The 14,903-nt window shown below is 42.0% G+C and carries 11 protein-coding genes; 9 read left to right on the plus strand and 2 right to left on the minus strand.

What is annotated here, in order from left to right; all coding sequences use genetic code 11:
• Positions 1–4: 4 nt before the first annotated feature.
• The 6 genes from OQX61_RS09320 to OQX61_RS09345 all read left to right on the plus strand — a co-directional run bounded on the left by OQX61_RS09320 (position 5) and on the right by OQX61_RS09345 (position 7,517).
• Entirely contained in the window at positions 5–1,474 is a 1,470-nt protein-coding gene (locus OQX61_RS09320; protein WP_265841390.1) for a TSUP family transporter, read from the plus strand.
• Between the two features lie 2 nt (positions 1,475–1,476).
• Positions 1,477–2,181: a phosphoadenylyl-sulfate reductase gene (locus OQX61_RS09325; RefSeq protein ID WP_265841391.1), complete on the plus strand. Its 705-nt coding sequence runs from the start codon at positions 1,477–1,479 to the stop codon at positions 2,179–2,181.
• Positions 2,182–2,192: 11 nt separating this feature from the next.
• Complete coding sequence (gene cysD / locus OQX61_RS09330; RefSeq protein ID WP_265841392.1) at positions 2,193–3,098, plus strand: sulfate adenylyltransferase subunit CysD; 906 nt, start codon at positions 2,193–2,195, stop codon at positions 3,096–3,098.
• A complete protein-coding gene (locus OQX61_RS09335; protein WP_265841393.1) occupies positions 3,098–4,351 on the plus strand; it encodes a GTP-binding protein in 1,254 nt (417 codons plus the stop codon). The genes cysD and OQX61_RS09335 overlap by 1 nt, the downstream gene beginning before the upstream one ends.
• A 446-nt stretch (positions 4,352–4,797) precedes the next feature.
• Entirely contained in the window at positions 4,798–6,204 is a 1,407-nt protein-coding gene (locus OQX61_RS09340; protein ID WP_265841394.1) for a glycogen synthase, read from the plus strand.
• A gap of 11 nt (positions 6,205–6,215) precedes the next feature.
• Positions 6,216–7,517, plus strand: a complete 1,302-nt coding sequence (locus tag OQX61_RS09345) for a glucose-1-phosphate adenylyltransferase (RefSeq protein ID WP_265841395.1) — start codon at positions 6,216–6,218, stop codon at positions 7,515–7,517.
• Between the two features lie 87 nt (positions 7,518–7,604).
• On the opposite strand, the gene OQX61_RS09350 is transcribed toward OQX61_RS09345, so the two are convergent.
• On the minus strand, positions 7,605–8,966 hold the full coding sequence (locus OQX61_RS09350; protein ID WP_265841396.1) for an ATP-binding protein: 1,362 nt from the start codon (positions 8,964–8,966) through the stop codon (positions 7,605–7,607).
• Positions 8,963–10,333 (minus strand): sigma-54 dependent transcriptional regulator, encoded by a 1,371-nt coding sequence (locus OQX61_RS09355; protein ID WP_265841397.1) that lies wholly within the window; start codon positions 10,331–10,333, stop codon positions 8,963–8,965. The genes OQX61_RS09350 and OQX61_RS09355 overlap by 4 nt, the downstream gene beginning before the upstream one ends.
• A 238-nt stretch (positions 10,334–10,571) precedes the next feature.
• On the opposite strand from OQX61_RS09355, the gene OQX61_RS09360 reads away from it, so the two are divergent.
• From OQX61_RS09360 to OQX61_RS09370, 3 genes are read left to right on the plus strand one after another with little or no spacing between them, the layout of a single operon-like run.
• Positions 10,572–11,816: an HlyD family efflux transporter periplasmic adaptor subunit gene (locus OQX61_RS09360; RefSeq protein ID WP_265841399.1), complete on the plus strand. Its 1,245-nt coding sequence runs from the start codon at positions 10,572–10,574 to the stop codon at positions 11,814–11,816.
• Positions 11,817–11,832: 16 nt separating this feature from the next.
• On the plus strand, positions 11,833–12,531 hold the full coding sequence (locus tag OQX61_RS09365) for an ABC transporter ATP-binding protein (RefSeq protein ID WP_265841400.1): 699 nt from the start codon (positions 11,833–11,835) through the stop codon (positions 12,529–12,531).
• Between the two features lie 20 nt (positions 12,532–12,551).
• The gene (locus OQX61_RS09370; RefSeq protein WP_265841401.1) at positions 12,552–14,903 is read left to right on the plus strand and encodes an ABC transporter permease; all 2,352 of its coding nucleotides are present in this window, start codon (positions 12,552–12,554) and stop codon (positions 14,901–14,903) included.

Here is a 14,903-nt window from a genome sequence, read left to right on the forward strand (position 1 = left end):
TAGTATGGAAGGCAACCAGTTATTTCCTGTCTTCATCAAATTGAATACCATTCGCACTGTGCTGATTGGTGCAGGTCCGGTTGGACTGGAAAAATTAGCAGCCATCTTGTCCAATAGCCCGGAAGCCCGGGTTACCGTCATTGCAATTGATGTTTTACCGGAATTAAGGGCACTGGCAGCGGCTTATCAGGGAGTGGAAATTATCCAAAGGGAATTTACTCCTGAGGATCTGGATAATGCCGATCTGGTGGTAGCCGCCACAAATAATGCGGACTTAAACCAGCAGATCCGAGCCGAATCTGATCAGCGGAATTTGTTAGTGAACTTTGCCGATAAGCCGGATCTGTGTAATTTTTACCTGGGTTCTATCGTGAAAAAAGGTGACCTGAAAATTGCGATATCAACCAATGGAAAGTCGCCAACAATTGCAAAACGCTTAAAAGAGGTGCTGAATGATAGTCTGCCGGAAGGACTGAATGATACTTTAGGAAACATGGAGGCCTTAAGAAATACTTTGAACGGTGATTTTGCCGAAAAAGTGAAAAGGCTGAATGAAGTAACGGCTATTTTGGTGACTGAAAAGAAGGTCGACAAGGTGAAAAAGAACTTCAAATGGCTGATATGGACCTCGATTGTGCTTTCTTTTTTGGTAGTGATTACGGCTTTCTGGCATAAGGAGCCTGAATTTCAGGCATACCTGACACAATTGGATCCGCTATTTTACTGGTTCCTGATTGGTGGATTTGTCTTTGCGATGATCGACGGTGCGATTGGGATGTCTTATGGCGTCACTTCCACTTCTTTCTCTCTGGCAATGGGTGTTCCTCCGGCCTCAGCGAGTATGGGTGTCCATTTATCAGAAATCCTGAGCAATGGAATTGCCGGCTGGATGCATTACCGTTTTGGTAATGTAAACTGGAAGTTGTTCCGCATGTTGCTATTACCAGGAATTGTGGGCGCTGTAGTTGGTGCTTACCTGCTGTCATCGCTGGAACATTACAACCATTATACCAAGCCAATCATTTCGTTATACACGCTGATTCTTGGTGGAGTAATCCTTTCTAAGGCCTGGAAAATCAACCGTAAGGTGAAAAATCCGAAAGGTAAAATCAAAAAGATTGGCCTTCTGGGCTTGTTCGGTGGTTTTATTGATGCTGTTGGTGGTGGTGGATGGGGATCAATCGTATTGTCGAGCTTAATTGCCGGTGGAAGAAACGCAAGGTTCTCTTTAGGAACGGTAAAAATTACCCGCTTCTTTATCGCTCTGATGAGCTCCCTGACTTTTATCACCATGTTAAATGGTGCTCATTGGGAAGCTGTAGCAGGTTTAGTAATTGGTAGTGCATTGGCATCGCCGATTGCAGCAAGGGTATCCAACAAGATCTCTGTAAAAACAATTATGGTGTCGGTAGGCGTGTTGGTGGTATTGGTTAGCTTACGTAGCATCATCAACTTTGTCCTTAAAGAATTTTAGTTATGAAAGAAGATTTAGCAGCAATAGCCGCACAAATAAAAGATAAAGACCCGGTAGAGGCACTACGATATTTCGCAGCTACCTACCCCGGAAAGATTGTGTTCTCTACCAGTTTCGGTTGGGAAGATCAGGTGATCACTCACATGATCTTTTCAAATGATATTCCCATTGAAGTGTTTACCCTGGAAACAGGCAGACTTTTTCCGGAAACCTATTACGTATGGAACAGAACCTTAGAAATTTATAAAAAGCCAATTCTGGCCTACCATCCACAAGCAGAAGCTTTACAGGAAATGGTGAATGCCAAAGGTCCAAACAGCTTCTATGAATCGGTAGAAAACAGAAAAGAATGTTGCTTTATCCGTAAGTTAGAACCTTTAAAAAGAGCACTTACCGGTAAAGATTGCTGGGTAACGGGCATCCGTTCCGAACAATCGGTAAACAGAACTGATATGACCAACCTGGAATGGGATGAGCAGAATAATTTATTGAAGTTTCATCCTATATTTTTCTGGTCGCTCGAAGAAGTAAAGGCTTACATAAAAGAACATAACATCGTATACAATACCCTGCACGATAAAGGCTTTCCGAGCATCGGATGTGCTCCTTGTACCAGAGCGGTACGCGAAGGGGAGGATTTCAGAGCCGGACGCTGGTGGTGGGAAGATCAATCAAAGAAAGAATGTGGTTTACATGCCACCAAGTAAAAGATAAGAAAATGAGTAAATATAATTTAGATTATTTAGACGAACTGGAGGCTGAAGCGATTCATATTTTACGTGAAGTAGCAGGCCAATTTGAAAAGCCAGCATTGCTATTCTCCGGAGGAAAAGACTCGATCACCCTGGTGCGACTTGCTGAAAAGGCATTCCGCCCGGGAAAGTTCCCTTTCCCGCTGGTACATATCGATACCGGGCATAACTTCGAAGAAACAATTGCTTACCGCGATCAGATGGTGGAACGCCTTGGCGAAAAACTGATCGTTGGCCATGTACAGGAATCTATCGATCAGGGTAAAGTAGTAGAGCAAACAGGGAAAAATGCAAGTAGAAATTCCCTGCAAACGATCACTTTACTGGATACGATTGCCAAACATGGTTTCGATGCCTGTATCGGTGGCGCACGTCGCGATGAAGAAAAAGCAAGAGCCAAAGAAAGGATTTTCTCCGTAAGGGATGAATTCGGACAATGGGATCCTAAGCGTCAGCGTCCGGAATTGTGGAACATCTATAATGGTAAAATCCATAAAGGAGAAAACGTTCGCGTTTTCCCAATCAGTAACTGGACGGAACTTGATGTATGGAACTATATAAAAAGAGAAAATATTGATCTTCCTTCCATCTACTTCGCGCATCGCAGAGATGTGATTACCAGAAATGGTCAGCTGATGGCCGCATCGCCATTCCTGAACATGGATGCAGACGATATCGTAGAAAATAAAATGGTTCGTTTCCGCACCGTAGGTGATATGAGCTGTACCGCAGCCGTAGAATCGGAAGCCGATCAGATCGAAGACATCATCAGGGAAATCAGTGCATCAAAAATTAGTGAACGGGGCGCCCGCTTGGACGATAAGGTATCGGAAGCTGCGATGGAAGACCGCAAAAAAGGAGGGTATTTTTAATGAATTTATTGAAATTTTTTACAGCAGGAAGTGTAGACGACGGAAAGAGTACACTTATCGGAAGACTGCTTTACGATACAGATTCTATTTTAGCGGATCAACTGGAAGCCTTACAGCAATCTAACCGCAAAAATGACGATGGTACCATAGATCTGGCCATCTTAACAGACGGTCTGAGAGCAGAAAGAGAACAAGGAATCACCATTGATGTGGCCTATAAATATTTCCAGACGGAAAAGCGTAAATTCATTATCGCCGATACCCCTGGCCATATTCAGTATACCCGAAACATGGTAACCGGTGCCTCTACGGCTAAACTGGCCATCATCTTAATCGATGCCAGAAATGGAGTAGTAGAACAAACGATCAGACATTCGTACCTGGTTTCTTTATTGGGTATTGAGCATGTTGTAGTGGCCATTAATAAAATGGACATGGTAGATTATAGTGAAACAGTCTTCAATGCAATCACGGAGAAGTATGCATTACTGGCTGCCGAACTGGATATGAAAGAAGTAACGTTCATCCCTGTGAGTGCATTAAAAGGGGATAATATCGTTCATGAATCTCAGAACATGCTTTGGTATCAGGGACGTAGCCTGCTACATTTTCTGGAAACGGTTGATGTAGAAGATAAACAAAGCTATAACCTGGCCAGAATGCCGGTACAATGGGTAGTAAGGCCTCAGACTGATGAGCTTCATGATTACCGTGGTTATGCTGGTCGCGTGTTGAGCGGTTCTTTTAAAGTGAATGATAAGGTTACTGTATTGCCTTCGGGAAGTAGCTCTGTAATTGATAGAATCGAAATATTTGACCTTAGACCGGAAGAGGTTCATGCCGGACAGTCGGTTACCCTTCACCTGAAAGACAATATAGACATTAGCAGGGGCGATGTGCTGGTAAACGCAGATCATCTACCACAAAATGCTAAACTGATTGAAGCAGATGTTTGCTGGATGGATAGTCGTCCGCTTGATGAGAGCATCACCTATTTATTGCAACACAATAGCAAGGTTACGAAAGCGAAGATCAGCGAAATCATCTATAAAGTAGACATCAATACTTTAGAGAAGCAGAATGCAACTGACTTCAAGCTGAATGACATTGGCCGGATTTTAATTAAAACAGCTGATGAGTTGGCTTTTGATCTTTATACGGAGAATAAAGCGAATGGTGCAGCGATTTTGATCGACAGCAGAACGAATTTAACGGTTGCTGCGCTGATGTTTAGAGCGGTCGCTGATTATTAATTTTTTGAACTAAAAAAAGAAGCATTACTAATAAAAGGTTGAAATCTTTTGCGCTGAAGGGCACAAAACTTTCTATACCTTTTCTTAGAACGCTTCTTTTTTTTTGTTACTCCTGCAAAGAATAATCCAAGCTGTTCATCTTTTTCCCTCAACTTTACTATTACATCAACTCCAATTCCGCTGTCACCATCGCTTCCGGGTTTAACTTTCGTTCTCTCTTTAAGTATCCTGTTCAGCTCCCTCCCCCTCCAGGAGTATCCTGCGTTAATTTTGCTGCTGTTAAAAAAAGTTTTGCTGTAGAGAGACCTCGAAAATTTTGCGCCCTTCAGCGCAAAAGATTTCAGGATCGAACAGCCTGCTTTTTTTAAGTGAAATTATTTGCAGGAATAATTGCCTTTTCATCTTGTATTACCTAATTTAAGATACTTTTTAACCCCTTGAGAATTATGGAGATTATCCACCTGAGTGCTGAATGTTACCCTATTGCCAAAGTAGGTGGTTTAGGCGATGTTGTAGGCGCTTTGCCGAAGTATCAGAACAAGCTTGGCCACGTTGCTAAAGTGGTAATGCCCGCTTATCAGACCAAATTCATGCAGGAAAACGAGTTTGAAGTAGTTTATGATGGATGGGGAAAACTGGGCTTTCATGATTTTCCGGTAAGAATATTCAGGGAGCAAACCAATAAACTGGGCTTCGACTTATACCTCGTTCACATACCGGGGTTAATGGACCGGCCAAATGTTTACGGTTATGACGATGATACTGAGCGTTTTTTAGCTTACCAGATTGCCGTATTGGATTGGATTGCGCAATGGGAGCACAAGCCGGATGTCATTCACTGTCATGATCACCATACCGGATTGGTCCCTTTTATGATGGCATATGGGCATCAGTTTAAAAAGTTAAGCCATGTTCCTACGATTCTGACCATTCATAATGCGCAGTATCAGGGGCAGTTTGGCTGGGATAAACTGCATTATTTGCCGCCATTTGATTTATGGAAATCCGGACAATTAGATTGGAAAGGTTCTATAAATCCACTTGCTGCGGCCATTAAATGTGCATGGAGAGTGACAACAGTATCACCGAGTTATTTAGAAGAAATTAGTTTTAAAGCCAATGGACTGGAAGACCTGCTCGCACAGGAACGCTCCAAATCTGTGGGCATCTTAAATGGAATAGACAATGAAGTATGGGATCCGCAGCATGATCCGATGCTGGAAAAGAAATTTACATTACGTACATTAGAAAATGGGAAAAAGGCGAATAAGGCGGCCTTATGCCGGGTGTTTAACCTGGACCCTGAAAAGCCGTTATTTACTTTTATAGGTAGGTTAGTAGGAGAGAAGGGGGCTGACTTGTTGCCGGAGATCTTTTACAATGCCTTATCGAAGGGAAATGGTGCTATAAACGTATTGGTATTGGGATCCGGCGATCCCCAGGTAGAAGGTAGATTAATTCAGCTGAAAGAGGCTTTCCCCGGGAATTATAATGCGTACATTGGTTACAACGAACAGTTGTCACACCAGATTTATGCCGGGGCCGACTTTCTGCTGATGCCAAGCAGAGTGGAGCCATGTGGACTGAATCAGATGTATGCCCTAAGATATGGGACGGTTCCTATCGTCCGCAGGATAGGAGGATTAAAAGATACGGTGGTAGATATTGGTGATGGAGGTTTTGGGATTTGTCACGATCAGACCAGCGTTTGGGATGTAGGGCACGCGATTGGCAGGGCTTATGAACTGTATCAGAATCATGGGCAACTGAAAGAAATCCGTAAGTATATGATGCAATTAGACCACTCATGGGATAGAGCGGCACAACAATATATTGATTTGTACCACATATAAACTGAATATTTATGACTGATAAAGTATTAGCCGTCATCCTCGGTGGTGGCCAGGGTTCAAGGCTCTCTCCACTAACACAAACGCGATCCAAACCTGCTGTTCCTATTGCAGGAAAATACAGATTGGTCGATATTCCTATTTCTAACTGCTTAAATTCTGGTATCCACCGGATGTTTGTCCTGACGCAGTTTAACTCTGCATCGCTGAATAAACACATTAAGAATACCTATCATTTCAGCCATTTTAGTGCTGCTTTTGTAGACATTCTGGCGGCGGAACAAACTCCTGAAAACCCGACATGGTTTCAGGGAACGGCCGATGCAGTAAGACAGGTGATGCACCATTTGCTGAACCATGAGTTTGAGTATGTCCTCATTTTATCCGGCGACCAGCTCTACCAGATGGACTTCAATAAAATGGTGAATGCCCATATTGAAAGTGGTGTACAGATTACCCTGGCTACCATTCCGGTAACCGCAAAAGATGCGCCGGACTTTGGTATTCTTAAAGCCAATTCCGATAATATCATTACTGCATTTATTGAAAAACCTGCCGCGGAATTACTGGAGGAATGGACTTCAGATACCGGCGAAGAAATGCGTGAGGAAGGTCGTGAACACCTGGCCTCTATGGGTATTTATATTTTCAACAGAGATCTGCTGATTAAAATCTTCGCGGAAAATGCGGAGGAGAAGGATTTCGGAAAAGAGATTATCCCGAGGTTATTAACCTCTAATCATGTGTTGAGTTATCAATATGATGGATACTGGACCGATATCGGAAACATATCCTCTTTCTTTGAAGCCAACCTGGGCCTTACAGATGACCTGCCTAAATTCAACCTTTTTGATAGTAAACACAGCATCTTTACCCGCGCACGTATGTTGCCGCCTTCTAAAATTTTAGGCACCACACTGGATAAAACCATTATTGCCGAAGGTTGTATTTTACACGCCAAATGTATCAAACATTCGGTGATTGGTATTCGTGCAAGAATTGGTAAAGGCACCACGATAGACAGTTGTTATATCATGGGGAGTGATAAATATCAGGTATTGGAAGATTTGGAAAAGGACCTGGAGAATAACAAACCATGGATTGGTATCGGCGACAATTGTACAATCACCAATGCCATTCTGGATAAAAATTGCAGGATTGGTAATGACGTACAGATTATCGGTGGAGCACATCTTCCGGATAGCGACCATTCCTTATATACCGTTAAAGATGGTATTGTAGTGGTGAAAAAAGGAGCGGTGATTCCTGATGGTACCGTGATTAAAACTATGATTAAAGATAGCATCACCCTCTAAATAAGTTTTGTTGAAACTGAGGATATGATTATTTTAATAACACCGTAAAAAAGCTTTGCAAGGGTAGGTTTCCCTTACAAGGCTTTTTTATTGATACCTGAACACTAAAGAGAATACGGTCTTTTCATAAGGGACTGAGTTCACTTCCAGATTTCCATGGTGCATTTTCATAATGTTTCTGGTGATGGTAAGCCCGATACCTGATCCGTTTTTTCTGGTGGTAAAGAAAGGCACAAAGATCTTTTCGATCAATTCGCTGTCAATTCCTTTTCCATTATCGCTCACCTCCAGGTAAAGTTTGTTCTGATCCATGCGGTAGTTGATTTCTATGACCGGATGTTCCACACCTTCCAAAGCATAAATGCTATTGGTAACGAGGTTGATTAGCGCCTGTTCTACCAATTTTAAATCTATCTGAATGGTGATCTTAGACGAAGTTTGTTCTACTTTAAGCATGATGTTTCTGCCATTGGCAAAAGGCTGCATCAAAACTTTAATGTGTTGCAGGATTTCCCCGATGGTATGGTATTCCAGATCCGGGGTAGGTAGTTCTGCGATCAGACGGTAATCCTTTACAAAGTCCAGCAGTCCCTCAGATCTTCTTTTGATGGTCTTTATGGCCGGTTTTAAATCTTCAAGATCTTCAGCATTCAAGGATTCCTTATCGGCGATCATGCTGTTTACGGTGTCCGATAAAGAGCTGATTGGCGTAATAGAATTCAGAATCTCATGAGAGATCACACCGATCAGGCGGTTCCAGGCTTCAGATTCCTTTTGCTCAATCTCATCTTTGATATTCTGGAAGGAAATGATGGTATAATCCGTCAGGTATAAGTTTAATGGGATCACTTCTGTGGAAAGCTGGATCTGTTTATCCTGAATTTTTAGCTCCATAAATCGCTTGCCTCCCTTACCAATGTTTTCTATTTCCTGAGCAAACTCCGGACTATGCTGCGCCAACCGATGCCAGTATTTATAAGCAGGAATTCCCAGTAAACTGGTGGCTGCCTGATTAAAAAACACGATTTCTGCTTGTTTGGTATCCTGCTCATTGTCTTTTACCACAATCACACCCACCGGCACTTGCTCCAATATGGTTTTGATCAGCTGAAACATAGAATCTTTTTCCAGCTGCATATCCTTTTGTGTCTGGATGATGTCGTTGAAGGACTCGTAAAGTTCCGGAAAACTCCCTTTTGTGGCTTTGTTTCTGAAGTTTAAGGTACTGTCCCGCATTTTTACTGCGAGGATAAAGCGTTTGATATCTTCCCTGATCTGGTTAATGTAGAAATACAAGTTCATCAAAGCGGCGATCAAAAGAATAGTCAGGCCGGAAATGGTAAACCAGAGCTCTGTTTTTTGGATCAGATGGTACAAAAGAATACCCAGTATATTGATGATAGCCAGTCGGTAGAGGAGACGGAAGGTGAATCGGTTGTAAAAGGTCATAGGTCAAACTTTTCTATGCGTCGGTAGAGTGCGGCACGGGTGAGGCCCAGCTCCAGTGCAGCTCTGGAAATATTTCCTTTGTGTTTATCGATTGCTTTTTGAACCATCAGTTTTTCCATTTCCTCGAGGCCCATTTCCGGCTGGATCAGGGCAGCACCACCAAATTTCTGCGGACTCAACTGTAAATCCTGTGCAGAAATCTCCATTCCATCGGCCATAATTACCGCACGTTCAATCACATGTTGTAGTTCGCGCACATTTCCAGGCCAGTGGTAGCCTAGTAATAAGCTTTCCGCTTTCGGCTCGAATTTGTACGTGCTTTTATGGTATTTGGTGCTGAAACTATGCAGAAAATGGTTGGCCAGCAAGGTGATATCTTCGCCGCGTTGTGCCAGTCCTGGTAACAATAGCTCCACTGTATTGATGCGGAAAAGTAAATCCTGTCGGAAAGTCCCCTTGGTTACCATTTCATTTAAAGGCATATTGGTAGCGGTAATTAAACGGACATTTACTTTTCGTTCTTTACTTTCTCCGAGTCTGGTAACTGTTCTGTTTTGAAGCACACTCAGCAGTTTTGCCTGTAGTGGCTGAGATAAATTACCGATCTCATCGAGAAATATCGTTCCGCCTTCGGCAAGTTCAAACCTGCCGGGTTTATCTTCTTTGGCATCGGTAAAAGCACCTTTCGCATAGCCAAAAAGCTCACTTTCAAAAAGGTTCTCATTGAGGGAGCCTAAATCTACATGCATGAAGATCGAGTTTTTCCTTAGGGAATGCTTGTGCAATTCGTAAGCGAACACCTGTTTTCCTGTTCCGTTTTCGCCCAATATCAGGACATTGGCATCGGTAGGGGCTACCTTAATTAACGTGTTTTGCAGGTGCTTTATCGGGGCGGAGTTCCCTACGATGTGTTCAAATTGTCTGGCCTGGTCCTTTTGCAGGGAAGAATGAATCTTTTCCAGCTTCTTCACTTTTTTGTTGGATTGCCTTAACCGGGAAGCGGAAGAAAGGGTGGCAAACAGTTTCTCATTTTCCCAGGGTTTAAGGATAAAGTCTGTCGCACCTTTTTTGATGGCCTGAACGGCAAGTTCCACATTTCCGTAGGCAGTCATCAGGATCACCACATAATCCTTATCAATTGATAAGATATGTTCCAGCCAGTATAACCCTTCACGGCCATCACTAGCCCCTTTTTGGTAATTCATGTCCAGCAAAATCAGGTCTACTTCATTATGACTCAGCAGCACATTGATCTCTTTCGGGGATTTGCAGGTGATCACCTGACTGAAATGTTGTTTTAAGAATAATCTTGCACTTAGTAAGATGTCATCATCATCATCAATAACTAAAACATTTGCATCTATCATGGTATGAATTTAAGCTTTTCTATATTAATCCCGCCCGCCATTGGAATCAATAATTCCTTTTCTACCTCTTTAGGTCTCAAAAGTAAAAGAAACTGTTCGATGATGTACAGCTACTGTCCGATTATGAACGGTTTTTAATCTGATTAAGCTTTAACTTGTTGATAGTTAGCGATGTAAAAGTGTTTTGGTAGATTGGCACAGCCTTAGCTTATGGCTCAGCAATAAGCGTAATACAAAAATGGATAAGATCATAGAGAAAAAACGGTTCAACAAAAAAACGATACTGACTATAGTTGGGGTGGTTGCATTAGTGGGCCTGGTGGCCTACGGATATAGCTTGTCACTAAATAAAGTTTACAAAGCTGATGCGGAGAAACTGACCATCAATCAGGTAACTTTTGGCGACTTTGAAGATGTGGTTTTGTTGAATGCCAGTGTAGTTCCACTGACCTCGGTGATTGTGAGTTCACCGGAAGGTGGAACGGTAGCAGAGATCTTTACAGAAAATGGTGCATCAGTAGTAAAGGGTACACCTTTACTGAGAATCGCCAATCCAAATGCTTTATCAAGTTATACCTCCAGCGAAACCAGCATCACAGAGCAGATCAATCAATTGAGGAAATTAAGACTAGACCTGGAGCAAAATCAAAGGATGATGGGACAGGATATGATGGATATTGAAAATAGTTTGAGAACCGCAACCCGTAAGTATAAAATTGATAGCGCCTTGTTTAAGAAAAATGTGATCACCAGAGAAGAGTTCAACACTTCTAATCAGGATTATGAATATTTTCAAGGCAGAAGAGGGATTTTGAGACAAGCGATCAAACAGGAAAATCAGGGTAGGGTGATGCAACTGAAACAAATTGACATCTCTATCGGCAGAATGAATGAAAGTCTGGAAACCATCAGGCAAAATATAGAAAACATGACTATTAAGGCGCCTGTGGCCGGTCGTCTCTCCTCTTACGATCCGGTCATAGGTAAGTCTTATAGCCCTAATGAAATGCTGGGTAAAATCGATGTGTTGCAAGGGTATAAATTGCAAGCCAGCGTAGACGAATATTATGTGAACAGAGTGAAAGAAGGGCAGACTGCCACTGTAGAATTCAATGGAAACACCTATAAGCTATTGGTGCGGAAAGTCATCCCTGAGGTTACTGCCGGACAATTCCAGGTAGAACTCGTGTTCGACGGAAAATCACCGGATGACCTGAGAAGAGGATTGTCTATGCAGGTGAAACTTACCCTTTCCGATAATAGTAAATCACTGCTGATTGCACAGGGGCAGTTTTTCCAAAGCACCGGTGGCACCTGGGTATTCGTCCTGAAAGATGGTAAAGCCACGAAAAGAAATGTGAAAATTGGCCGCAAAAACCACAAGTATTATGAAGTACTGGAAGGATTGCAAAAAGGAGAAGATGTCATTACCTCATCTTACGACCAGTTTAATCAATATGATATAGTAGAAGTAAGTAAATAACCTGAAAAATATAGCCATGATAAGAATTGAAAACCTGGAGAAAGTTTACAAAACTGAAGAAATTGAAACCACCGCTTTAAATGGGATCAACCTGCACGTCAAAGAAGGAGAGTTTGTTTCCATTATGGGACCTTCCGGATGCGGTAAATCTACGCTCTTAAATGTGATGGGTTTATTGGATAAGCCGGAAAGTGGTAGCTACAAATTCATAGATACGGAATTGCTGAAACTGAATGATAAAGAGCGTTCCAATTTTAGGAAACGTAACATGGGCTTTGTGTTTCAGAACTTTAACCTGATCGATGAACTGACGGTTTTCGAAAACATTGAGCTGCCATTGATCTATAACAAAGTAGCTGCAACCGAACGCAAGCGACTGGTGAATGAGATCATTGAAAGGATGAATATCGTAAACAGGAGCGGACACTTTCCACAGCAACTTTCCGGTGGACAACAACAGCGGGTAGCAGTAGCCAGAGCACTGGTCACCAAACCTAAATTGGTGCTTGCCGATGAGCCTACCGGTAACCTGGATAGTTCTCATGGTAATGAAGTGATGGAATTACTTTGTGAACTCAACGAAACAGGAACCACCATTGTGATGGTGACCCACTCTTCTCATGACGCCAGTTTCTCCAACCGCATCATCAATTTAAAAGATGGTCATGTGATCTCGGAGAAAATCAACAAAGCCCGTACGGAAGAATTAATTTAAAAACAGTATACCAGCTCCTGATGTTCAGACTCAACCTAAAAATCGCATTTCGCAACCTTTGGAAAAACAAAGGCTATACCTTATTAAACATCCTCGGGTTGTCTATCGGACTTGCAGGTTTTCTCATGATTCTACTCTATGCAAATCTGGAAAGAAGTTATGACAGTTGGAATCCGAATGCAGAGAATGTATACCGTCTTTCTATTAAATGGGGACCTGATCAGGATGAATATTCTTCAAGCCCGGCAGAGCTGGCTCCCGCATTAAAAGAGATGACCCCGGAAATTGTAGACTATGGCCGTTATTATGTTTGGGATAGTCAACAACGATTATTGAGTTCTGGCCCAAAAGAAATGTATATCAATCATATTCTTGGGGTAGATAGCAACTGGTTCAATCTTTTTCCTTATAAATTCATTTACGGAGAAGCGAAATCTTCAATCTTATCAAATGATCAGATTGTATTGAGTCAGCCGGTAAGTGAAAAGTTCTTCGGAACAACCAATCCTGTTGGACAATCTATATTAATCAATACCAATAAACGTTATACCGTAACCGGGGTATATGAAGTGCCAAACACCCCTGAGCATATTGAAGTGGAGGGGTTTATCAAAAAGTCTTCCAAAGGAGATGGTTGGAGCAATGGCAATTTTTATACTTATTTAAAAACCAGACCAGGAACAGATCCCTTGTTACTGAGTCAAAAACTCAATGCTGCATTTCAAAAATTACCCTTAGTAAGAAAAGATACGAATATGCAAAAGGTAAGGTTGATTACCTTACCGGTAACTGACGTTTACCTCCATTCCACCAGTCTGCAGGACCCGACTAAAAGAGGAAATCCGGCAATGGTGACCATCCTAATCTTGTTTTCTTCTTTATTACTCATTATTGCCTGTATCAACTTTACCAATTTATCTATTGCGCAATCAGTAAAAAGAGCAAAGGAAATGGGAATCCGTAAAGTATTAGGGGCTGCGAAAAGCAATCTGATTACTTATTTCTTAACTGAAACAACCATTCAATGTCTGGTAGCGCTATTGTTGGCCCTTGTATTTGCAGAAGTATCTCTTCCGGTGATGAACCGGTTAATGGATATTAATTTATCATTATTTACTTATAACAACCCCGGACAACTGATCCTCCAGATTGGCCTCGTCATGTTATTGGTTATTATCCTTTCCGGAGGATATGCAGCGTTCTTTTTGTCAAATTACGAGCCGGTTAAAGTCTTAAAAGGAAACTTTTCAAGGGGGGCCGGGAGCCTATGGATACGCAAAGCGTTGATGTCTATACAATTTGTGGTAGCCATCGTTTTTATCATCGCCCTGATCATTATCAAACAGCAGGTTACCTATATTAAAAATCAGGATGCTGGCTTTAATAAAGAACAGGTTCTGGTATTTAAAATCAGAAAAGGAGATACCAGAAGGAATTTTCAACAGGTAAAAGATCGCTTATTGAAAATTGATGGGATAACTGCATTGAGTCGGGTGAATTATTATCCAGGAGTAAAAGACATGCAAGTAGTAGGAAGGGAGTTTAACGGGCAGCGTATAGAAAATATGAGTGTGGTTACGGTCGATTTTGATTATTTCGAGGTAATGGGTATGCCCGCTAAATCTGGCAGGGTGTTTTCTAACCAATTTAAAACGGACAGTACGGCAATTGTAGTCAACGAAGCTGCTGTTAAAAAATATGACTTAGGAAATATGGTCGGTAAGAAGTGGTTCGGCGATCGTGTCATAGTTGGCGTTGTGAAAGACCACATCCAAAAAGGGATGGAAATTGCAGCAGAGCCAACAGGTTATATGATAGAATATAAAGGAACAAATGCTGCTGATCATGTGATCTTGAAACTCAATGGAGAACATACGCAGGAAACCATCGCAGCTATCAAAAAAGTGTGGCAATCTGTAGAACCTTTTCCTTTTGAATACACCTGGCTTGACCAGACTTTCGCCGATGTATATGTACAATATGTGAGACTCGATAAGCTTTTTAACATATTCACCTATGTAACGCTTTCCCTTGCCATGCTAGGCTTATTTGCCCTCGCTTCTTTCACCGTACAAGAACGTACCAAAGAAATTGGTGTAAGAAAGGTGTTGGGTGCAGAAACTAAAGATATTTTAAAAATGATCAATAGCAGTTTTCTAATTCTGGTACTGATCGCAAATCTGATTGCCATTCCAATTGCTTACATACTCGCCAGTTCCTGGTTGTCGGGTTTTGCCTATCGCAGTACGATTACCATTTGGCCATTCCTGGCGGCGATGTTCATCTCTGTGGTTGTGACGATTGTTACGGTCAGTATTCAGACCTATAAAACGGCCAATGCAAAACCGGTAGATGCCCTTAAATACGAATAA

The organism is Pedobacter sp. PLR (assembly GCF_026239675.1).
Lineage (GTDB): Bacteria > Bacteroidota > Bacteroidia > Sphingobacteriales > Sphingobacteriaceae > Pedobacter.